The organism is Serratia liquefaciens (assembly GCF_027594825.1).
GTDB lineage: Bacteria > Pseudomonadota > Gammaproteobacteria > Enterobacterales > Enterobacteriaceae > Serratia > Serratia liquefaciens_A.
The window spans coordinates 1618180-1641090 of record NZ_CP088930.1 but is presented as its reverse complement, the minus strand read 5'-3'; the positions used below and the strand labels follow the sequence as shown (position 1 = coordinate 1641090).

15 protein-coding genes and 3 pseudogenes are annotated in these 22911 nt (G+C 55.3%); 14 read left to right on the top strand and 4 right to left on the bottom strand.

The window, feature by feature from the left end; translation table 11 throughout:
- The first annotated feature begins 74 nt into the window (after window positions 1–74).
- Window positions 75–1031: an AEC family transporter gene (locus tag LQ945_RS07445; RefSeq protein ID WP_020828147.1), complete on the top strand. Its 957-nt coding sequence runs from the start codon at window positions 75–77 to the stop codon at window positions 1029–1031.
- A gap of 13 nt (window positions 1032–1044) precedes the next feature.
- The gene (locus LQ945_RS07440; RefSeq protein ID WP_270102616.1) at window positions 1045–1278 is read left to right on the top strand and encodes a zinc ribbon domain-containing protein; all 234 of its coding nucleotides are present in this window, start codon (window positions 1045–1047) and stop codon (window positions 1276–1278) included.
- 94 nt (window positions 1279–1372) lie between these two features.
- On the opposite strand, the pseudogene LQ945_RS07435 reads toward LQ945_RS07440, so the two are convergent.
- Window positions 1373–1471, bottom strand: a pseudogene (locus tag LQ945_RS07435) (M4 family metallopeptidase); the annotation flags it as partial.
- 260 nt (window positions 1472–1731) lie between these two features.
- On the opposite strand from LQ945_RS07435, the gene LQ945_RS07430 reads away from it, so the two are divergent.
- From LQ945_RS07430 to tnpA, 4 genes and pseudogenes are all read left to right on the top strand, one after another.
- A complete protein-coding gene (locus LQ945_RS07430; RefSeq protein ID WP_270102615.1) occupies window positions 1732–3375 on the top strand; it encodes a ShlB/FhaC/HecB family hemolysin secretion/activation protein in 1644 nt (547 codons plus the stop codon).
- Between the two features lie 84 nt (window positions 3376–3459).
- Window positions 3460–9297, top strand: a complete 5838-nt coding sequence (locus tag LQ945_RS07425; RefSeq protein WP_270102614.1) for a DUF637 domain-containing protein — start codon at window positions 3460–3462, stop codon at window positions 9295–9297.
- The gene (locus LQ945_RS07420) at window positions 9294–9611 is read left to right on the top strand and encodes a hypothetical protein (RefSeq protein WP_270102613.1); all 318 of its coding nucleotides are present in this window, start codon (window positions 9294–9296) and stop codon (window positions 9609–9611) included. The genes LQ945_RS07425 and LQ945_RS07420 overlap by 4 nt, the downstream gene beginning before the upstream one ends.
- A 176-nt stretch (window positions 9612–9787) precedes the next feature.
- Window positions 9788–10245, top strand: a pseudogene (gene tnpA / locus LQ945_RS07415) (IS200/IS605 family transposase).
- A 442-nt stretch (window positions 10246–10687) separates the two neighbouring features.
- On the opposite strand, the pseudogene LQ945_RS07410 reads toward tnpA, so the two are convergent.
- A pseudogene (locus tag LQ945_RS07410) lies at window positions 10688–11005 on the bottom strand (substrate-binding domain-containing protein); the annotation flags it as partial.
- Window positions 11006–11133: 128 nt separating this feature from the next.
- Here LQ945_RS07410 and LQ945_RS24895 point away from each other — a divergent pair.
- Both LQ945_RS24895 and imm2 read left to right on the top strand, forming a co-directional pair.
- Window positions 11134–11355, top strand: coding sequence for a deaminase domain-containing protein (locus LQ945_RS24895; RefSeq protein WP_420136178.1), 222 nt, complete (start codon window positions 11134–11136; stop codon window positions 11353–11355).
- Between the two features lie 2 nt (window positions 11356–11357).
- Window positions 11358–11732 (top strand): Imm2 family immunity protein, encoded by a 375-nt coding sequence (imm2, locus tag LQ945_RS07405; RefSeq protein ID WP_270102612.1) that lies wholly within the window; start codon window positions 11358–11360, stop codon window positions 11730–11732.
- 444 nt (window positions 11733–12176) lie between these two features.
- Here imm2 and LQ945_RS07400 read toward each other — a convergent pair whose 3' ends face one another.
- Window positions 12177–13259 carry a LacI family DNA-binding transcriptional regulator gene (locus LQ945_RS07400; RefSeq protein ID WP_020828142.1) on the bottom strand — a complete coding sequence of 361 codons (1083 nt, stop codon included), beginning with the start codon at window positions 13257–13259 and terminating at the stop codon, window positions 12177–12179.
- A 365-nt stretch (window positions 13260–13624) separates the two neighbouring features.
- Here LQ945_RS07400 and LQ945_RS07395 point away from each other — a divergent pair, with 365 nt between their 5' ends.
- Both LQ945_RS07395 and LQ945_RS07390 read left to right on the top strand, forming a co-directional pair.
- Window positions 13625–14932, top strand: a complete 1308-nt coding sequence (locus LQ945_RS07395; protein ID WP_044554586.1) for an MFS transporter — start codon at window positions 13625–13627, stop codon at window positions 14930–14932.
- 11 nt (window positions 14933–14943) lie between these two features.
- On the top strand, window positions 14944–17310 hold the full coding sequence (locus tag LQ945_RS07390; protein WP_270102611.1) for a glycoside hydrolase family 31 protein: 2367 nt from the start codon (window positions 14944–14946) through the stop codon (window positions 17308–17310).
- A 6-nt stretch (window positions 17311–17316) separates the two neighbouring features.
- Here the strand turns inward: LQ945_RS07390 and xseA are convergent, their stop codons facing one another.
- Entirely contained in the window at window positions 17317–18693 is a 1377-nt protein-coding gene (gene xseA, locus LQ945_RS07385; protein ID WP_116689966.1) for an exodeoxyribonuclease VII large subunit, read from the bottom strand.
- Window positions 18694–18863: 170 nt separating this feature from the next.
- Here xseA and guaB point away from each other — a divergent pair, with 170 nt between their 5' ends.
- The 4 genes from guaB (at window position 18864) to LQ945_RS07365 (ending at window position 22803) form a co-directional block, all read left to right on the top strand.
- A complete protein-coding gene (gene guaB, locus LQ945_RS07380; protein WP_269935413.1) occupies window positions 18864–20327 on the top strand; it encodes an IMP dehydrogenase in 1464 nt (487 codons plus the stop codon).
- A 100-nt stretch (window positions 20328–20427) separates the two neighbouring features.
- Window positions 20428–22005: a glutamine-hydrolyzing GMP synthase gene (gene guaA / locus LQ945_RS07375; RefSeq protein ID WP_262241864.1), complete on the top strand. Its 1578-nt coding sequence runs from the start codon at window positions 20428–20430 to the stop codon at window positions 22003–22005.
- 201 nt (window positions 22006–22206) lie between these two features.
- Window positions 22207–22440 (top strand): type II toxin-antitoxin system Phd/YefM family antitoxin, encoded by a 234-nt coding sequence (locus LQ945_RS07370; RefSeq protein ID WP_044554594.1) that lies wholly within the window; start codon window positions 22207–22209, stop codon window positions 22438–22440.
- Between the two features lie 30 nt (window positions 22441–22470).
- On the top strand, window positions 22471–22803 hold the full coding sequence (locus tag LQ945_RS07365; RefSeq protein ID WP_270102610.1) for a type II toxin-antitoxin system RelE/ParE family toxin: 333 nt from the start codon (window positions 22471–22473) through the stop codon (window positions 22801–22803).
- Window positions 22804–22911 lie beyond the last annotated feature (108 nt).

Sequence of the window (22911 nt, the reverse complement as noted above, 5' to 3'; positions counted from 1 at the left end):
ACCGCGCCCCTTTTTTATTGCGCCGAAATCGTTTTATTATCTGAAGATTACCGCCGTCAGCCTGAAGGAACACCATGTCCTGGGAAACCTGGAGTTTTGCGTTCAGCGTCACCGTACCCAATCTGTTAATGATGCTGCTGGGCGTGCTGCTACGCCACTGGCGGATGATGGACGACCGTTTTATTGATGGTGCCACGCGGTTGGTGTTCAATCTGGCGCTGCCCTGCCTGCTGTTCTTCAGCATTGCCACCAATCATCCGCAGCTGTTGGGCAACCTGTCGCTGGTGATTTACGGCGCGGTCGGCACCGTCGCCACTTTCTTGTTACTCGAAATAGCCGCCGTCTGGCTGGTGAAGGAACCGCGTGAGCGCGGCGTCTTTGTGCAGGGAGGCTTTCGTGCCAATACCGCCATTGTCGGCCTGGCCTATGCCATGACCGCTTATGGCAGCGAAGGGGTTGCGCTGGGGTCGTTATACCTGACGGTCACGGTGATCCTGTTTAACGTACTGTCGGTGGTGACTCTGACCCGCAGCCTGCAGGGCGGAGAGGGCAAGAAGATCAGCCGGTTGTCGCTATTACGCAGTATCGTTACTAACCCGCTGATTATCGGCCTGGTGTGTGGGTTGCTGTTTGCCCAGACCGGGCTGGAAATCCCACAGGTTATCCGGCAAACCGGCAGCTATATCTCAGGGTTGTCGTTGCCACTGGCGCTGCTGTGCACCGGCGCCAGTCTGGATTTGCGCGCCATGTTCCGCTCGTCCAACGTGGCGGCGCTGTCCTCCAGCGCCAAACTGTTTCTGGTGCCGATCTTGATGACGTTGGGCGGCTGGCTATGCGGTTTCCAGGGCGCGGCATTGGGAATTATCTTCCTGTTCTCGGCCACGCCAACCGCCTCCGGCAGCTATGTGATGACGCGAGCCATGGGCGGCAATGCCACGCTGGCGGCGAACATTATCGCCATCACCACCGTCGGGTCGTTTTTCACCACCGCGCTGGGGATCTATTTCTTACGCTCATGGGGCGTAATTTAACTCGGGAGAGTCTATGGAAGCGCTATGTCCGCAATGTCACCAGGCAATGCAGTGGGTGAAGGGGCACTATCATTGCGAAGCCTGTCACAGCGATTATCGGCAGTTGGCCGAATGTCCGGAGTGCCGGCAGCCGCTGCAAGAATTGAAGGCCTGCGGTGCGGTGGATTATCTGTGCCAAAACGGCCATGGGCTGATATCCAAAAAGCGCGTGTTGTTCAGCTACGCGCCTTGGGCGGAGGGCGAATAGATTCGCCCCGATTAACTCGCAGTAGCTTCCCTAACTTTAGAACGGTTCACTCATCGACCTGACCGGTTTTCCACAGGTTGATCAACGCTTGCGGGGCGCTCTCCCAGGCAAAGCTACCCAGTGCGGCGGCCGCCAGATAGAAGGCGCGGTTGGGAATGCCGGAGTTAAGATGTACGCCGCCGTTATCCTCTTTGACCCCTAAATCAGTCTACAGGCCTACGTTGTCGATTAGCTTAGCAAGCACATAAAGCCGAGTCGGTGGCTGATTGATAGGAACCGCGCTGTGAGAAGTTTGGGGGGCCAAATCAGGCAGTCGCGTTACGGCCTCTTGACCCCCTCATTATCGATCGAAAATAAACTACTAGACTTTTACTGACAAATATTTACACTTCGCAACCAATACAAGTTAATGCTAGTGAGTCTCATTTGCATATCAACAAGGAATGTTGGTTATTGGTTACCTTGCTTGGGCTGTCTGGTCTGGCCCAGGCGGCATCGACCCTTAACCCTGCCGACCAGGATATTATCGAGCGCCGACAGAAGGATTTGTTGGAGCAGGCGCAGCAGCAGCGTGACGACCTGCAAAATACCACCGACCTGCCGACTCTCCCTCTGCCCGCGCCGGACACAGAAGATAAAACCTGCCATCAAGTCAACCGCATCGTCTTTCACGGCGCCGAACATCTGTCCTGGTCGGTGAAAGATAAACTGGCGTCTTCCTATCAGAGCCGCTGCCTGACGCTATTGCGCATTAATAATCTGGTGCGGGAGACCACCAACGCCTATATCACGCGAGGCTATGTCACGTCGCAGGCCTGGCTGCCGGAACAGGATATCACCGGTGGTGAACTGACCGTCGCCGTCAGTGAGGGGCGCGTTGAAGATATCAGTCTGGACGGACAGGAAACGCTGGCACTGAAAATGGCGTTCCCCGGTATGGTCGGCCACGTGCTTAACCTGCGCGATATCGAGCAGGGCATGGAGCAGCTCAACCGGCTACCCTCGCAGCAGGTTGCCATCGATATCCAGCCCGGCAGGCGGCCGGGCTATTCCTCGGTGGTACTGCGTCGCACGGCAACACGCCTGCCGATTTCCTTATCCTTCGGCGCCGACAACGGCGGTCAGAAAAGTACCGGTACCGGGCAAATGAATGCCGGCGTGGTACTGGATAACCCGTTGCGCCTGGCCGAACAGTGGTCCCTGTCAGCCTCACGGGATGATGAATTTCACCACGACCGCCGCAGCCGCAGTCTGAGTGGCGGCGTCACGTTGCCTTACGGTTACTGGCTGTTCAGCTACCAGGCGGCCTGGAATGACTTCTACCAGCACATTCCGATACAGGCTGCACGCTATCGCTATCAGGGTAACGCGGTGATCCAGCGCTTGGGCGTCAACCGCACCCTGTTGCGTGATGGTCGACAGAAGCTGGCGCTGGACATCGGAGTATCGCGCCGGCGCACCGAGAACAAGCTGGCCGGGCAGCGCCTGACTAACAGCAGCGTGACGGTGGCGAGCTTGTCCACCGGTCTCAACTACAGCCGCACCCTGGGCGGCGGTTACCTGACGTTGAACCCGGCTGTGTCGCACGGCCTGCGTGGGTTGGGTGCAACCCAGGACGACCCAGCAGTTCCTTACGCCGCGCGCAGCGAATTTCGCAAACTCAGCCTCAGCGCCAGCTACTTTTATCCGCTGGCGCCGTCGCTCTATTACCTGACTTCCGCTTACGGACAGACCAGCGCCGACAACCTGTACAGCGGTGAGCGCATTTCTCTTGGCGGGCAGTATTCGGTGCGCGGCTTCAAGGAGCAATACCTCACTGGCAACCGCGGCGCCTACTGGCGCAACGAACTCAACTGGCAACTCGGGCCCGTGCCGGTTATCGGCGACGTATCGTTGACCGCCGCGCTGGACGGTGGCTGGCTGCGCAGCGAGACGCACCAGGTGGACGGCGGCAGCGTGGCCGGTGCCGCTCTGGGGCTGGCGATCAACAACAGGTGGTTCAACCAGGCGTTCACCGTCGGCAAACCGTTGGCACACCCGAACAGCCTGCAACCGGACCGTTGGGTGGCTTACTGGCAGGCCGGTATCACCCTGTAAGGTAAACGATTTATTGCAGTAACCGACACACGGCACGGACGTCAGTGCGCGACCGAATTTTATATTAAGAGAACGGACCTTCCTATGGACAAGCCTCTTCATCCGCTGGCGCGCGCCGTCAGCTACCTGCTGATTTACACCACGGCGCTGACGCCGTTGCATCCGGCCTTCGCTGCTGGCATCAACGCCGTCAACGGCAACACCCAGGTACACATGAAACCTGGCAACGTGCCGGTGGTAAATATTGCCACGCCGAACGGTGCGGGAATTTCGCACAACGTCTATAAGGACTTCAACGTCGGCACGCCAGGCGCTGTGCTCAACAATGCCACCCAAGGTGGCAAGACCCAACTAGGCGTAATTATAGAGAATGCCAAAGGCAACCCTAATCTGAAGGGGAAGGCGGCGGAGCTCATTATCAATGAAGTCACCGGCGGTAGCCGCTCTGAGCTGCAGGGTAAACTCGAGGTGTTCGGCAACAAGGCCAACGTGATGATTGCCAACCCCAATGGCATCACCTGCGACGGCTGTGGTTTTATCAATGCCCCGGGCGTGACGTTGACCACCGGCAAGCCGCAGTTCGACAAGCAGGGCGCCTTGGAGGCGTTGGAGGTCAAAAAAGGCGGCGTTACCATCGGCGGCAAAGGTCTGGACGGCAGCGGCGCCGACTATGTAGACATCCTCAGCCGTGCCACTGAACTCAACGGCAAAATCAACGCCAAAAAGCTGTCGCTGACTCAGGGGACCAACCGCATCAGTTTTAAAGACGGCACGGTAAAACCTATTGCCGGCGACGGGGCCAAACCGCAACTGGCGGTCGATACCAAGGCGCTGGGTGGCATGTACGCCAACAAAATTCGCCTGGTGGCCACCGAGGACGGTGTCGGGGTGAACCTGAAAGACCTCACCAGCCAGCAACGCGACATCACGCTCAGCGTCAACGGCAAGATTGCACTTAACGGCACCACCCACAGCAAAACCGACCTCAACGTCAGCGCCCGGGAATTGCATATTACGCCAGGCTCGGTGGTACAGGCAGACGGCAACGCCACGCTGGTCGCCACCAAACTGGTGAACGATGGGCAAACCAGCACCAGCGGCGACATGCGTATTTTCAGCGACCACGTGCGCAACGCGGGTAGCAACGCCAAACTTCACGCCAACAAAAACCTCTGGATACAGAAGGATGCGCAGGGCAACAAGGCCAACTACATCGAGAACCGCTCGGCCACCATCAAAACCAACAGCGGCGACCTGGTCATTCGTACTAACAAACTCGATAACGTGCGCCAACAGTTCGCCATTTCCTCGACCAAGGCACCGAAAGACAACAAGGATATTGATCGCTGGCTGGCAGACGGTGTTTATCAGGACCAATTCGACTACCGATTCTTTGACTACCTGGCCGAGCTAGAAGACAAAAGCTTCACATGGCTGGGGCATATCGATTTCAAAAAAACGCCCTGGGTCAACAGTGAACGCGCACTTTTTACCGTGGTGAGCGACAGCAAACCGGCTGAAATCATTTCAGGTAAGAGCGCCTATATCAATGCGTCGGAGCTTTGGAACCACGTCAGTACAATAAAGGCGGCCAACGATCTGATTTTAACTGGCAATAATCTGAGTGTCCGTAGTGAGACCATTGGTAACCTGAATGATTTCGCCTTGTTCGAACCGAAAACCCCCAATCCGAACGTTGTACTGGGGCATAAATGGCAGGATGCAAAAACAACGACGCCGGAATACATCCTCTACGTTAGGAAAGGCACACAGAAAAGTTGGACGACAGAAGGATATCCTTCGTCTTTACTGCAGTCCGGCGGCAACCTGGTGGCAGATTTTAAAAACAGGATAGACATCAACACGCCAACGCCCAACGAAAACCAGCTCAATGACGTCAAAACAACCGGCCGCCCGGAAACTGTCAGGGCGCAGAATGTGCTGCTGCACGCGGCCAATATCGTCAATACCGATGCCATAAACGCGACAGGCAACATCACCGCCATTGCCGAAGACCGCATCGTGCTGGGGCAGGGTATTCTGTCGGCCGGCAAAGAGCTGAGTTTAAGCGCCGGGAATACTATCGATGCCTGGCAGAGCGAATTGAAAGGGCTGGATGTCACGCTGACTGCCCGTACCGGCGAAATAAAGGTTCACACCAGCGAAAAACCCAATTACTACCATCCGGACGGTGTGCGCTGGCTGGGTAGCCTGCAGGCCTCGCGCGACCTGACACTGACGGCGGGCAGCACTATAACCCTGGTCAATACACTGCTGGCGCATAGTCGCAATATCAGCATGACCGCCCCTGGCAGCATCGGCATCATCAATAATGATGCTGTTTTGGTACGTAACCGTCCCGGCGAAATTCTGTCGGCAGAGAAGCGGTTGCAGTACTTCAACAACCTGCTCCAGGCGGGCACCGTGAACGCGACAGGGTCGATAACGATGAACAGCGGCAGCGGCCTGTCGCTGAACGGCATCAAAATGACGGCTGGGGGGGATATCAACCTTAATGCCGCACAGAATATCGACCTTAACATGCGCCCCCTGGGTGATGCCTACCGTTCACTGTTTGTCGCGACCCGCACACCCGAATTACGCAGCCAGATCAAGGCGAACGGCAACCTGCTGATTAACTCGGGGCGCGATATCGGCCTGCAGGGCAGTGAGGTGTGGGCAGGCAGCAATGCGACGCTGATTGCGGGACAGACACTGTGGCTGGCAGCTGTAGGTTATTCTGCTATCGATGCGGCCAATGACAACAACAAGGACGACCGCCAGTGGGTCACGCGCCTTTACGGTGGCAAGACACTGACCCTGTCCGCCAATCGCGATATTCTGACCTATGGCTCACACCTTTCGTCTGACGGCAATATGACCCTGACCTCTGGCAGGGACATGCGTTTTGAGGCGGTGCAGAACCACACCTACCGCGAGGGCAGCAACGAGTTCACCGAAACGCGCACCCAGCAGGGCACAGAACTGAACGCCGGCGGCCTGATGACGGTGATTGCAGGCGGCAGCATACTGTTCCAGGCGACCAAACTGGTGGTCAAGGGGTTGGGCGCCAACTGGAAGCCGCCGGTCGCGGTGACGGACTGGGGGCCACGTATCGCAGCAATGGAGCAGGCAGCCAGAAATGCAGAGCAAAACGTTAATCAAAAGCAGAGTGTATTTAATAACGTTAAAAATACCCCCGAAGGTTTATTGCTAGACAATCCAGATCAACATCCTATCTCATATAAACACGGTGGCTCTGTGACGATCCCTGGCTCAAGGACTTACGATCTTGACATGGGAAATGTTGAAATAAAGAATCGCTCAGACTTGGATAGATTACTTAACGAAGGTGGTAAGGCATTTGACCCATTTCCTCAGGGTATAGATCCTGCGGAAACATCCGGTGATGGTTACGAAATCGCGTTGGCTATACAGAAGAAGACGATACAAGAGTATGAAAACCTGCGACAACGCATAATTAACAAAAATAATGAGATAACCGCCGCTCAGCAGGCGCTGTCTTCTGCCTCAGGCGAAAAAGCAAACGCAGAGCGAGAGTTAGTCGCTATTCGTCAGCAGGCTCAAACTCAAAATGCGGAAGAGGTCAAACAAAAAGCCCAGGTCGATGCCCATAACCAGGCTGAAGCCATGCGTGTCGGTAATATGGATATCGCTGCCAAAGGTGGTTACCTTTATGCCCAGGCGATGGAAGAGTCCAGCCACTACGAGAAAACGGAAACCAAACGCAAATGGTGGGGCAAAAAAACCGAGGTCAAGCAAACCCGTCATGACGTGACCAATAAGGTCACCGAGTTTACCGCCCCCGGCAATATCACCCTGATGAGCCGTGACGACAGTACCTATGAGGCGAGTAAAATTGCCGCCGGGCAAAATGCGCACCTGACCAGCGCGCGTGGACAGGTTAACTTCCGTGCGGTGAAGAACACCAGCTTTGAACAGACCGTCACTAATTCCAAAGGGTTCTTCATCAAGCAGGCCAACAAGGGCTATGAAGACAATAAATGGGTGCTTCCGAGCATTCATACCGGCGGTGCGTTGACTGTTGATGCCGCCAAAGGCGTCAACGCTGACGTGAAGGTGAAAAACGGCCAGGTGCTGCAAAGCGCCATCGATGCCCTGGGCAACACGGCAGGGACTACCTGGGTCAAAGACCTGAACAAGCGTAATGACGTGCAGTGGAACACCGTCAAGGACGCCTACGACAGCTGGGACTACAAGAGCCAGCATTTGAACCCGGCGGTGGCGGCAGTGATTGCCATCGCGGCAGCCGCAGTGACGGCCGGCAGTTCGCTAACGGCTCTGGCTGCCAGTAATGTCGCCGGGGCTATCGGCGGCGGCGCCGTCACCAGTGGCGCGGTAACGGCCGGCATGTCATCGCTGGCCTCTCAGGCGGCGGTGGCGCTGGTCGAAAACAGAGGCAATCTGTCAAAAACCCTGAAAGTGCTGGGCAGCAGCGAGAGCGTGAAGGCGACGGCCACGGCAATGGCAGTGGGGGGCGCGCTCAACGGCTTCGACAGCGCGATGGGATGGAGCAAGGACGCGGCGGGCAAACCGCTCAACCCGAACAACGTCAAGCTGCCACAGCTGAGCAACGGCGACTGGAGCAAGGTGGCGCAGCGTGTGGCTGGGCAATCGGTCATCAGCTCGAGCCTCAACACCACCATCAATGGCGGCAGTTTCAAAGACAATCTGACCAACGCGCTGCTGGCGAATATCGGCGGTCAGGTTCAGGCTGAAGGCGCCAACCTGATAGGGAATAACGGCGAAGTCCTCGGCGTGGCGGGGAAATCCGTCAGCCATGCGGTGTTGGCGGGCATCAGCGCGGAAATCGGCAGAGGAGACGGTAAAGGGGCCGCTGCCGGCGCATTGGCGGCGGAACTGGCCGGGGTAATACTGGGCGATAACATCATCAAGCCGGAGGAATGGCAGAAGAAATCGGAACAGCAGGCGCAGATGGCAAGGGTGTTGGGTGCTGCTGCCGGCGCAGTCTTCACCGGCAAGTCTGATGGTGCTTACAGCGGTGCCACCGGCGGTGAGAATGCGTTCCGGTACAACTACCTCAGCCACAAGCAACAGGAGCTGATGGAAAAAGATTTGGCGGCCGCCAAATCGCCACTGGATAAAGCGCTGGTGCTGGCAAATTGGGGCATAACCAGTAAAACCCAGGACGGTGCCTTTGCGGCCGGCGTCGTGTCGGGAATCCCGGTTGAAATCAACGATACGGTGAATGGTCTGGTCGCCGTGGCCAGTAGTCCGCGTGAGGCCGCGGATGCGTTAATAGCCCTGATAAAAAGTGATGACCGGTTCACGATTATCGGTGAAGGCGTGAAACAGGAGTACCTGGGGCGGGTTGAAGCGTTCAAGACGAAGTATGAACACGCGGGCGTGGATGGCGCTTACGGTGCCGGTCTGGAGTTTGGTAAACTGACGATGGCTGGGCTAGGGCTGGTTGCAGGGGCTGCCGGCGCAGGGAAGCTGGGCGTTAAGATCACTACCAATAGCATCAAGGCGTTAGAGAAAACAACGGTAAAAGATCTAACAGGGTTAGGGCTAACCCGGGAGCAGCAGGCGATAATAAAAAATGCTGAGGGGATTTCTACGGCAAAGGCTCACCAGGCAACCGCTCCTCGTGATCTGAATGAGCAGGTATTGTGGAATTTGGTGAAGCAAAATCCTGAAAAAGGGATGGAGTTGAAGCTAAATAAAGATCCCAAATTTTCTACTACAGCGGGCTTCCAAAAAATGCAAGCTGCACATAAGCTACCAGATGATAAACACATTGTTATTCATTACCAGTATAATAAATATACGGGTAAGGCATACGATATGAAATTTGATTCACCAAAACGTAATGATTTGCAGCCAGGCCCGTCAATAAAGGGAGATAAAAATTCATGAAAATAAAAGAGCGAGATGGCACTATCATTGAAGTCTTTGCGTTCTATGTAATAGGAAGCAATAAGTATTTTTATGGTTTACCTCCTCGATACGGTGCACTTATTGCGTATAGAAGCGAAGATGTTACCGTAATCGACCCTGAAATCTCGTGGAGATGTGTTTTTTTCTCCAACGGCATTTTTCATCATTCCTTGATAGGCGATGAATTACTTGATGGCCTGATAGAAAGAGATGAGGGAAATTATAGAAATTTTGTGGCTATCTTGAAGGCAGAAGGGTCTATTCGACAAGATTTTCCTGAGGATTTAGACTAACCAAAGAAAACGGCTTCGGAGCCGTTTTTTCTTGTGCACAGAAAACCTCCAGCTAGGCTGGAGGTTCCGTAAAGCTTTCAGCTTTGAGGCAGTTATAAAAAAACCTTTTGATTTGTTAAAACAGTTTGCGGTCTGGCAACTGCAAAGGTTCAACAAGAAATCAAAAGGGGGTCCCAATGAGGGACGAAAAGAGCTTAGCGCACACGCGATGGAACTGTAAATATCACATAGTTTTTGCGCCGAAGTACCGAAGAAAGGTGTTCTACGGGGAAAAGCGTAAAGCGATAGGCAGTATCTTAAGAAAGCTGTGCGAATGGAAAAACGTGAATATTCTGGAAGCGGAATGTTGTGTGGATCACATCCATATGCTTCTGGAAATCCCGCCCAAAATGAGTGTGTCGAGTTTTATGGGGTACCTGAAGGGAAAGAGCAGCCTGATGCTTTATGAGCAGTTTGGCGATTTGAAGTTCAAATACCGTAACCGGGAGTTCTGGTGTCGAGGGTATTACGTTGATACGGTTGGGAAAAATACAGCCAAGATACAAGAATACATAAAGCACCAACTAGAAGAGGATAAAATGGGTGAGCAACTGTCGATCCCGTATCCGGGTATCCGTTTACGGGCCGTAAGTAACCCATAAATGCAAATGTCAGATCGCAATGCGCCTGTTAGGGCGCGGCTGGCAAGAGAGCCTTATAGGCGCATATGAAAAACCTCCGGCTATGCCGGAGGATATTTATTGCTTTTGTATTCCACATAAACGCCGACATGTTTCACCGAGTGATGGTCATCTTCGGGCAGTTGAGCTGGCGCACCGACGGGAAATTTACTCTATCCATGAAGCCTTTTTGTGGCCTTACCGGCGTCCCCGCTGCGCACTTGAGGCCTAGCGTCTGCTAACTGCGTGATGAAGTGCGGTACCGCGCCTCCTTCGCAGACTCTGTACGTGGCTTAGGGTGAGTTTTGGCGAATACAGACCTAAACGCTCTTACTGCCGTTTTCCATTAGTTCACGCCAATACGCGATGAATCAAAAAATTATCCTCAATAATGAACGGGATGCCACTAAGTGTAGCTCAGACATCGTAGAGGCGGTGGTCATGGGTACTGGCCGCCGGGCTGGTTTTATGGGGACTGATGCGTTTGACCGACGCGCGCACCGCCAGTTTGCCGTGCAGCAGCAGGTTACAAGGCGGTGCATCGGTGCGCAGCATGCGGCGTTGCAGTAGTTGGATCGCCTCATAACCCAGCTCGTCGTGCGGCACCTGCACCGAGGTGAGCGGCACGTCGTGAATTTCCGCCAGATTGAAGCCGTCGGTACTCATCACCGAGATATCGCCCGGCACGCTCAGCTGCAGTTTGTTCAGCGCCTTGACCGCGCCGGCCGCCATGTATTGATATATCTGGAATGCCAAAGACACTGACAGGTCACAACCTCATAGAAGTTGAAGGCAAAGGCTTTGTTGGGACGGGAAAATAAAATTTCAAATATGAGACTGTACTCACTGATGATGGTAAACATGTGACAAGGAATATAGACTCCGAATATAAAATATTGGATAACTTAGCCGATAGGTTAGGTAAAAACTATTCCGCAAAAGGCTCTGTTACCATTTTCACCGAAAAAGCTGCCAGCGACAGTTGCTTGGGCGTTGTTAAACAATTCGAGAGCAGGTACCCAAGGGTGAAAGTTGACATTTTAGACAATAACGGTGTGCGTTTGATTCCTGGAAGAGGTAAATAACAATGAATGTGATGAGTTATGATGAAATAAGGAGCAGCTTTGCCTATTCAAGCTACGCTTATTGTAGAAATTTTCTTAACTTACGGAAAAATGGTGATAATCATTCGGTCTGTGATACATCTGATCAGGCATTTGCATATGAATCATTAGAAGGATCGTTTGTTGAACCAATAGAATGCCTCATGCTCGAGCTGGTTACTCTTATTTTTATGGCTGGTAGATGTAGTGATATAACAGAAAAATTCCACAAGGATATTATTTTAAAAATTTTATCCAAAAATGAATTATCGGAAATGCTTAAGAATGTAACTGAAGACGACAAAAACGAAATTCTAAATGATCTTCGATTACTTGGGTTGATCACCAAACTTGAGTGAAAAGATGTTCATGTAGATTTACGTGTTTGCGCATGCATATGCTAGCTACAGCTAAAAAGAGTCATCGGAAGTAAACGGTGCCACAAGCTTGTCGCAGCCTGTGGGGGAATGATAGATTCCCCCAATCCTTCTTTGCAGTCCTACTAAGCCAACCCCGCTAAAAGCATCACGGAAGCTTCATTACGCAGTCGTAGTGGTCCGATCACCTGGTGAATCTCGCGTTAGGGGTCTTTTTGGTGTTCTAAAGGGGGGCATCCCGAAATGTAGCGCCCCGACACGGGCCAAGCACTGCAGCGCTGAACCGGTACTACATTGACACAGGAGCCGGCTAATGGTCTAACAACACGTGCGGTGATGAATGCTCCCTTACTAAAGAGTTCACTCCAATACGCGATGAACCAAAAAATGACCCTCAATAATGAACGGGGTGCCACTAAGTGTAGTTCAGACATCGTAAAGGCGGTGGTCATGGGTACTGACCGCCGGGCTGGTTTTATGGGGACTGATGCGCTTGACCGACGCGCGCACCGCCAGTTTTCCGTGCAGTAGCAGGTTACAAGGCGGTGCATCGGCGCGCAGCATGCGGCGTTGCAGCAGTTGGATCGCCTCATAACCCAGCTCGTCGCGCGGCACCTGTACCGAGGTGAGCGGCACGTCGTGAATTTCCGCCAGATTGAAGCCGTCGGTACTCATCACCGAGATATCGCCCGGCACGCTCAGCTGCAGTTTGTTCAGCGCCTTGACCGCGCCGACCGCCATGTAGTCGCCACCGGCAAGAATGGCCGTTGGCAGCTGCGAGCGGTGGCTCACCCGGTTGATAAAGGTGGTAAGCGCCTGCTCCGCTTCTTCGCTGCCGAAGCCGGAAGTGGTCACCAGATGGCGGCCGTCGTCAAAGGCGATATTGTGCCGCGCATAGGCTTGTTTAATGCCCGCCAGCCGCAGTTCCATGGTGTGGCGGCGCAGGCATTGCAGATTCAAAATATGGCTGTGCCCTTGTTGCATCAGATAGTTGGCGGAAAACTCGCCAATCAGCTGGTGATCGGGTGACACGCTGTCGAGCCGCATCTGGCGGTCGGTGCAGTTAATCAGTACGCAGGGTTTATTCAGGTCGGCGGCCAACTGATGAATGTGTTCGTCATCGATGCCGATAATCAACGCCGCCTGAGTTTGCGGATCGCTCATTTTTTCCAGAAACAACGCGCCGTCACTGTGCAGTTCTTCCAGCCCACAATAGCGGATCCGCACTTCATGTTCAGCCAGTGCGGCGGAGATCCCCTGGATCACCTTGTAGTAGAAGATATCGGTGCGTACATCAAAAGCGCGCTGCGGAGCGAAGACCATCACGTTGTTGAGCATCAACCTGCCGCTGGAAATGCCTTGCAGAATGCCGTTCTGTTGGGCGCAGGCCAGCACTTTTTGGCGCGCTTCGACGCTGGTGTTGGATTTGCCGGCTAATACGCGTGAAACGGTGCTGATCGACAGCCCGGTTTGCCGGGCAATTTCCTGTATTTTCAGCTTTCCGTTCATTCTGTGATCTCCTTCAAATTCGTTAATGAAAATATTTTCACGGTGTTTTTTCAGCGTACTGTCAGGCTTCTGTCGCCATTATGGCGAGCTTTTATTCTGTGCATGAGAATTTTTGCAAAAAACCTCGTTTCGCTCACGCTTCCGGCTGGTTAGTCTGAATTGGTATACCAACTTTATAGATTTATCAGTCCAATTAATGGGCTGAATTATAAATAAAACGAAAATAAATCATGTGGTTGTGATCGTGATGCGTTGGTCTTTTTCAGGCATACCGCAGTTTTCCACGGCTCATACCTTCGATACCAAAACGTACCCTACCAAAAGGCGAGCTGTTTCACCGGGCAGCCGTCGTGGAGAGAAGACAGATGAGTGTTGAAATTAATCAAAGGGTCGCCGCCAGCGGCCGGCGCAAATTCAAATCGCTGCGCTGGTGGATGCTGGCGCTGTTTTTGCTGGGCGTGACGGTTAACTACATTACCCGCAATTCTCTGGGCATTCTGGCACCTGAACTGAAAACCAGCCTCAACATGACTACCGAGCAGTATTCCTGGGTGGTGGCGTCGTTCCAGTTGGCCTATACGGTATTTCAGCCGATCTGCGGCTGGCTGATCGACGTTATCGGCCTGAAGATGGGCTTTCTGATCTGCGCCAGTATCTGGGCGGTAGTTTGCATGCTGCATGCCGGGGCGGGGAGCTGGGTTCAGCTGGCTATCCTGCGTTTCTTTATGGGCGGGGCGGAAGCGGCGGCCACGCCGGCCAACGCCAAGGCGATTTCCGACTGGTTCCCTAAAAAGGAACGTCCGATCGCCGCCGGTTGGGCAGGCGTCGGTTTCTCTATTGGCGCCATGCTGGCTCCGCCGATTATCGTGATTGCTCACGTTTCCTTTGGCTGGCAGGGCGCTTTTTTGTTCTCCGGCGCGCTGGCGTTGATCTGGGTGGTGCTGTGGTGGCTGTTCTATCACTCGCCGCAGCAGCACCCCAATCTGAGCCAGCAGGAACTGGATTTGATCCGCGAAGACAATGAGCCGGAACTGCCCCGATTGCCGTTCCTCAAGTCTCTGGCGATTTTGTGCCGCAACAAAAAGTTCTATGGCATCGCCATTCCGGCCTTTCTCGCCGAACCGGCCTGGGCGGTGTTCAGTTTCTGGGTGCCGCTGTACCTGGCCACCGAGCGCGGCATGGACTTAAAGCACATCGCCATGTTCGCCTGGCTGCCGTTTTTGGCGGCGGACATCGGCAGCGTCGCCAGCGGTTATCTCACTACCCTGTACCGCAAATGGTTCGGCTGCAGCCGCGTTAACTCGGTGGTCGCCAGCTCGGTGACGGGCGCCTTCATGATGGTCTCGCTGGCGTTTGTGGCGATCACCAAAGATCCCTACGTGGCGATCGCACTGATCTCGATCGGCGGCTTCGGGCACCAGGTGATCTCCTGCATGCTCAGCGCGCTGGTGGTGGAGTCGTTCGATAAAAACCAAATGGCGACCGTCAACGGCATGCGCGGATCCAGCGCCTGGATCGCCAGCTTCCTGTTTACATTGCTGATCGGCGCGGTCTCCGACACCGTCGGTTTCAACCCGCTGTTTATCGCCATGGGCTTCTTCGACCTGATTGGTGCCCTGTTCCTGATTGCTTTGATCGCCGAACGCGGCGGTAAAAAAACACTCAATAGTTAAGTTGGATGCCTATGAAAACCTTGAAAAACTGGACGTTGGCAGGTCAGTATGCCGATCGTATTGAGCTGCTGGTCGACGAACGCCATCTGTTTTGCCTGTACGTGTTGGAAAACCACCTGTGTCGCGTGTTGATCAAGCGCAACGGAGAGCTGGCGCTGGACCGCACCTGGAGCATTGCGCCACAGGCCGATGTGCCCTGGGAAGGGCGCGATCGGCTGAGCGTCGACGGTTTCAGCCTGCCGGGTTACCAACTGCAACAGCATGAGGATCGGCTGGTGCTGACCACCTCCGCGTTGCGCGTGACCGTACATCAGCCGCTATGGCTGGAATGGGAGCACTGCAACGCCGCCGGCGAATGGCGTCCGCTGGCAGCCGATCGGCCAACCAGCGCCTATTTGCTTAATCCGCACGGTGACGGCGTGGCTCATTATCAACGTCGCCATGCTGCCGAACGCTATTATGGCCTGGGTGAGAAGGCCGGTGATTTGGAACGCAGCGGCCGCCGTTTTGAAATGCGCAATCTGGATGCGATGGGTTACAACGCCGCCAGCACGGACCCGCTGTACAAGCACATTCCCTTCACCATCACCCGTGGAGAAGAGGCCAGCTTTGGGCTGTTTTACGATAACCTGAGCAGCTGCTGGTTGGATCTGGGCAACGAGATCGACAATTACCACCTGGCCTATCGCCGCTATCAGGCCGAGGCGGGAGATCTGGATTATTACCTGTTCCTCGGGCCCAAGGTGCTGGATGTCACCAAGGCGTTTGTGCGCCTGACCGGTAAGACACACTTCGGGCCAAAATGGAGCCTGGGCTACAGCGGCTCGACCATGCATTACACCGACGCACCGGATGCCCAACAGCAGCTACAGCAGTTCATTGAGCTTTGCCGCCAACATGACATTCCCTGCGACTCTTTCCAACTGTCGTCCGGTTACACCTCAATCGGCAACAAGCGCTACGTGTTCAACTGGAACCACGACAAGGTGCCGCAACCCAAGCAGTTGAGCCAGGCTTTCCACGATGCCGGATTGAAGCTGGCGGCCAATATCAAGCCGTGCTTGCTGCAGGATCACCCGCAGTATCAACAGGCGGCGCAGCAAGGGTTGTTTATTCGCGATTCAGAAAGCGAACGGCCGGAGCGCTCCAGCTTTTGGGACGATGAAGGATCGCACCTCGATTTCACTCATCCGGCGACGGTACGCTGGTGGCAGCAGGGCGTGACTGAGCAACTGCTGGAAATGGGCATCGATTCCACCTGGAATGACAATAACGAATACGAAGTGTGGGACGGCGAAGCGCGCTGCCACGGTTTTGGCCGGCCGATCGCCATCAAGCATATTCGCCCGGTGATGCCGCTGTTGATGATGCGCGCCTCGATGGATGCTCAGCAGCGCTTTGCTCCCGAACTGAGGCCGTACCTGATTTCGCGTTCCGGCTGCGCCGGCATGCAGCGCTATGTGCAGACCTGGAGCGGCGACAACCGTACCAGTTGGCAGACTCTGCGTTACAACATTCGCATGGGGCTGGGCATGAGTCTGTCCGGGTTGTACAACCTCGGGCACGACGTGGGCGGTTTCTCCGGCGACAGGCCGGACGCCGAACTGCTGGTGCGCTGGGTACAAAATGGCGTGATGCATCCGCGTTTCACCATTCACTCCTGGAACGACGACGCCACGGTTAACGAACCCTGGATGTACCCTGCGGTGACGCCGGCAGTGCGCGAGGCGATTGCTTTGCGTTATCGGCTGATGCCGTATTTCTACACCCTGCTGTGGCAGGCCAGCGTCGACGACGAGCCGATGCTGCGCCCGACCTTCCTCGACCACGAGCATGATGAGCGTACGCTGAACGAAACCGATGATTTTATGATAGGTCGCGATCTGCTGGTGGCCAGCGTGGTGGAGCAGGGGCAGCGTCAGCGGCCGGTGTATCTGCCGGATAACGACGACGGCTGGTACTGCTTCTACAGCGGGCAATGGTTCAGCGGCGGCCAGGAGGTGCTGCTTGAGGCACCGCTGGAGCGCCTGCCGCTGCTGGTACGTGCCGGTGCCGCGATACCTTTGTCGTCCCGATTGGCGCATGTTGACGTAACGGCAGACGATCGGCGCGAGCTGAAGCTGTACCCGCTCAAAGGCTGTGGCAGCGCTTCTGGACTGCTATTCGAAGATGACGGGGAAAGTTATGGCTGGCAGCAGGGCGACGCGCTGTGGCTGCGCTGGGAGATGCTCAGCGACAGTCAACGCATCATGCTGAACATCACTGCCGAAGGCCGGTTCAAACCGGCGTGGCGGACGTTGACCTGCAGTTTGCCAACTGGCGAGACGCGAGAACTGTGGATTAACGGCGTGCCGGGCAGCAGTTTTACGCTGGAGTAAGCGGGATTATTCGGCCGCGCGTTTCTTGCGCGGCTTTTTGGCGACGGTGATGGTTTTCACCTCGCTTTCCACCCAGCCATCCTGCAGGCGGGTTTTCAGCAGTTCACCAACCTGAGCCTGCTTAGTGGTTTTCAGCAGTTCGCCGCGCGGGGTTTGCGTCACGCTGTAGCCACGGGCCAGCGTTGCCAGCGGGCTGACGGCCTCGAGCTGGCTGCAGGCGACGCCAAAACGTTGACGCAGGCCGTTAAGCTGGCGATCCCATGCCTGCTGCAAACGGTATTCCTGTTGCTGCACGCGTTGTTGGTAACGGTGAATACGCGCCTGCGGTTGCATCTGCGCCAGCCGTTGTTGAGCCCGCTCGCTGCGACGCGAAGACAGACGCAGTTGGTTTTGCATGCCGTCTTCCAACCGGCGCTGCAGTTTGAACAACAGCGTTTGTTGGCGCGCCAGACGCAGGTGCGGGTGCTGCTGTTGCAAACGGTGGTTGATGCGGGTGAACTGCTGCTGGCGCTGTGCCAGGTAGTAGTCCATCGCCATTTCCATCCGCTGTTGCTGCGATTGCAACTGACGCAGCAGTTCCAATTGATTGCGACTGACCAGTTCGGCCGCGGCGGAAGGAGTTGGTGCACGCAAATCAGCGACAAAGTCGGCAATAGTGACGTCGGTTTCGTGGCCGACGGCGCTGACAATCGGAATGCGGCTGGCGAAAATCGCCCGCGCAACGCGTTCGTCGTTAAAGCTCCACAGGTCTTCCAGCGAACCCCCGCCACGGCCGACGATCAGCACGTCGCACTCGTCACGGCGGTTGGCCGTTTCGATGGCGCGCACAATCTGCAGAGGGGCTTCCGCGCCCTGCACCGAAGTAGGGTAGATTACGATGGGCAACGAAGGATCGCGCCGTTGCAGCACCTGCAGCACATCGTGCAGCGCCGCGCCGCTGGCGGAGGTAATGACCCCGACGCGTTTGGCCGGGCTGGGCAGCGGCTGTTTGAACTGTTGGTCGAACAGGCCTTCGGCGCTCAGACGTTGTTTCAGCTGATCGAACTGCTGTTGCAACAGGCCGTCGCCGGCAGGCTGCATGCTTTCGGCGATCAGCTGATAGTCGCCGCGCGGCTCATACAGCGTGATGCTGGCGCGAACCAGCACCTGTTGGCCATTTTGCGGGCGGAAGGTGGTGCGGCGGTTAGTGTTGCGGAACATCGCGCAACGCACCTGCGCGCGGTCGTCCTTCAGCGTGAAATACCAATGGCCGGAAGACGGCTGGGAGAAGTTGGAGATCTCGGCGGAGAGCCAAATCTGGCCCATTTCCATTTCCAGCAGCTGTCGAACCGTCTGATTCAGGCGGCTTACGGTAAAAATGGAAGGCGAAACAGGTATCGACATGTGACCCAGATCAAATTTCAAAACAAGCACTTAATTGGTCGATACTACATGGCTGAAAAAGGTAATCAAGAGTTTTTGTGAGAAAGTGCTGGAGGCAACCGATTACGCTCTGTATAATGCCGCGGCAATATTTTATCTTTTTCACAGCCCACTCTGGTGAGATATTGCCCATGCTACGTATCGCAAAAGAAGCACTGACGTTTGACGACGTTCTCCTGGTTCCAGCTCACTCTACGGTTCTGCCTAATACCGCTGAGCTCGGCACCCAACTGACCAAAAATATCCGCCTGAATATCCCTATGCTGTCCGCAGCCATGGATACCGTTACCGAATCCGGCCTGGCCATCGCGCTGGCGCAGGAAGGCGGTCTGGGCTTCATTCACAAGAACATGTCTATCGAGCGTCAGGCAGAAGAAGTCCGCCGCGTGAAAAAACATGAAAGCGGCGTGGTGACCGATCCACAAGCCGTAACCCCCGCCACTACCCTGAAAGAAGTGAAAGAGCTGACCGCACGTAACGGCTTCGCCGGTTACCCTGTGGTCACCGAAGAGAACGAACTGGTCGGTATCATCACCGGCCGCGACGTCCGCTTCGTCACCGATTTGAACCAGCCTGTTACCGCCGTGATGACGCCGAAAGAGCGTCTGGTTACGGTGAAAGAAGGCGAAGCGCGTGAAGTCGTGCTGCAGAAAATGCACGAAAAACGCGTTGAGAAAGCGCTGGTAGTGGACGACAACTTCCATCTGCTGGGCATGATCACCGTAAAAGACTTCCAGAAAGCGGAACGCAAGCCTAACGCCTGTAAAGACGAGCATGGCCGTCTGCGCGTTGGCGCTGCGGTGGGTGCTGGCGCAGGTAACGAAGAGCGCGTTGATGCGCTGGTCGCCGCCGGCGTTGACGTGCTGCTGATCGACTCCTCTCACGGCCATTCCGAAGGCGTATTGCAGCGCATTCGCGAAACGCGCGCCAAATACCCGGATCTGCAGATCGTGGGCGGCAACGTGGCTACCGCAGCCGGTGCCAAAGCGCTGGCTGACGCCGGCGTCAGCGCGGTCAAAGTGGGTATCGGCCCTGGCTCCATCTGTACTACTCGCATCGTGACCGGCGTGGGTGTACCGCAGATCACGGCCATCGCCGATGCGGTTGAAGCGCTGGAAGGGACAGGTATCCCGGTCATCGCCGACGGCGGCATTCGCTTCTCCGGTGACATCGCCAAAGCTATCGCGGCCGGCGCATCCTGCGTAATGGTCGGCTCCATGCTGGCGGGTACCGAAGAATCACCGGGCGAAATCGAGCTGTATCAGGGCCGTTCGTTCAAATCCTACCGTGGTATGGGCTCACTGGGCGCGATGTCCAAAGGCTCTTCCGATCGTTATTTCCAGACAGATAACGCCGCCGACAAACTGGTGCCGGAAGGTATCGAAGGCCGCGTGGCTTACAAAGGCATGCTGAAAGCGATCGTGCACCAGCAAATGGGCGGCCTGCGTTCTTGCATGGGCCTGACCGGCTGCGCCACCATCGACGACCTGCGTACCAAGGCTGAATTTGTTCGCATCAGCGGCGCCGGTATCCAGGAAAGCCACGTGCACGACGTGACCATCACCAAAGAGTCACCGAACTACCGCATGGGTTAATGCTTTATCCTCTCCTGCGGGAGAGGCCGGGGTGGGGCTGAAGCCTCACCCCGAAAACACTTTTTTCGCTCTTTTTCTCTGTTGCTGGAATTCGCCTCACATGACAAAAAATATCCATAAGCATCGCATTCTGATTCTGGACTTTGGTTCGCAATACACTCAACTGGTAGCCCGCCGCGTGCGCGAAATCGGCGTTTACTGCGAGCTGTGGGCCTGGGACGTTAGCGAAGAGCAAATCCGCGAATTCAATCCGAGCGGCATCATCCTGTCCGGCGGCCCGGAAAGCACCACCGAAACCAACAGCCCGCGTGCTCCAGAATACGTGTTCACCGCCGGTGTACCTGTGCTGGGCGTATGCTACGGCATGCAGACCATGGCAATGCAGCTGGGCGGCCATGTGCAAGGTTCCAACGAGCGTGAGTTCGGTTACGCGCAGGTGGAAATCACTACCGACAGCGCACTGGTTCGCGGCATCGAAGACGCGCTGAGCCCAACCGGCAAACCGCTGCTGGACGTGTGGATGAGCCACGGCGACAAAGTGACCGCTATCCCGTCCGACTTCGTGACCGTTGCCAGCACCGATACCTGCCCGTTTGCCATTATGGCCAACGAAGAAAAACGCTTCTACGGCGTGCAGTTCCATCCGGAGGTGACCCACACCCGTCAGGGCCAGCGCATGCTGGAGCGTTTCGTACTGGATATCTGCCAGTGTGAAGCCCTGTGGACCCCGGCGACCATCATCGAAGATGCAGTAGAGCGCATTCGTCAGCAGGTGGGCGAAGATCACGTGATCCTCGGCCTGTCCGGCGGTGTCGACTCCTCCGTGACCGCAATGCTGCTGCATCGCGCCATTGGCGAGCGCCTGACCTGCGTGTTCGTCGATAACGGCCTGCTGCGTCTGAACGAAGCTGACCAGGTGCTGGAAATGTTTGGCGACCACTTCGGCCTGAACATCGTTCACGTGGCGGCGGAAGATCGCTTCCTGAGCGCGTTGGCCGGTGTTGACGAGCCGGAAGCCAAGCGCAAGATCATCGGCCGCGTGTTCGTTGAACTGTTCGACGAAGAAGCCTGCAAGCAGACCGACGTGAAATGGCTGGCGCAGGGCACCATCTACCCGGACGTGATTGAATCTGCCGCTTCCGCCACCGGCAAAGCGCACGTGATCAAATCGCACCACAACGTGGGCGGTCTGCCGAAAGAGATGAAGCTGGGCCTGGTCGAGCCGCTGAAAGAGCTGTTCAAAGACGAAGTGCGTAAAATCGGTCTGGAACTGGGCCTGCCGTACGACATGCTTTACCGTCACCCGTTCCCGGGCCCAGGTTTGGGCGTGCGCGTGCTGGGCGAAGTGAAGAAAGAGTACTGCGACCTGCTGCGCCGTGCCGATGCGATCTTCATCGAAGAGCTGCACAAAGCCGATCTGTACAACAAAGTCAGCCAGGCATTCACCGTGTTCCTGCCGGTGCGTTCGGTTGGCGTGATGGGCGATGGCCGTAAATACGACTGGGTTGTTTCACTGCGCGCAGTGGAAACCATCGACTTTATGACCGCACATTGGGCGCACCTGCCGTACGATTTCCTCGGCCGCGTCTCCAACCGCATCATCAACGAAGTCAACGGCATTTCCCGCGTGGTTTATGACATCAGCGGTAAGCCACCGGCTACCATTGAGTGGGAATGATCAGATAACCCCTTCAGCCAGTTTATGAACAGGTAAAAGTGTAGTAAACCCTCTGTTTTTACAGAGGGTTTAAGACTATTAACAAAGTCCTGGCCGAAGGGCCGGAGTTCACCTTTTATTGCCCTGATAAGCGAATCCTTGTTGGTGGTCTAAATATGGCCTATATTAAGACCTATGCATGATCATGAAGAGGGATATACGATGAAGGTAGAAACAATTAGCTACGTTAAAAAGAACGCGGCAACTCTTGATCTGTCAGAACCCATCCTGGTCACGCAAAATGGTGTGCCTGCTTATGTTATAGAATCCTATGATCAACAGCAGGAACGGGAAAAGGCCATTGCTTTGCTGAAATTGCTTACCCTTTCAGAGAAAGATAAATCTGAGGGGCGCGTGTTATCAAGAGAACAATTGCTTGATGGGATCTCGAGTTAAGCGCTGAGCACTCAATATTAAGGGACTTCAATGGAACAGCAGGTTACCTTTGAGTACACGCTCACAGTAAAGCACTGCATCGACGTGATAGCAGATTACCTTCGCCGTGTTGATGTTGAACCGCGCGCGGTCATCACGGATATTCTTGCTCAGTTTGAGAGTACCGTCGCTCTTTTCCCTCTGGGATGCCAAATTTGTCCTGAACTGTTGAAAATTGGCTGTGCGAAGTATAGGGAGTTTAACCACGCTGAAGGCTACCGTGTTTTGTATTCAGTAAGCGGAACATTAGTGACAGCGCATGCAATTTTGTCTCATCGACAGGACGTACAGCAACTGTTGTTTAATCGTCTGATCATGGCCTGAACAAGCAGGTTTGAGCGGTTTACCTCATCGAGTGGGAATGATAAACGGCTAATCACTGACTATCGGTGATGATTTAAAACCCTCGCTACAGGCAGACTGTGCGGGGGT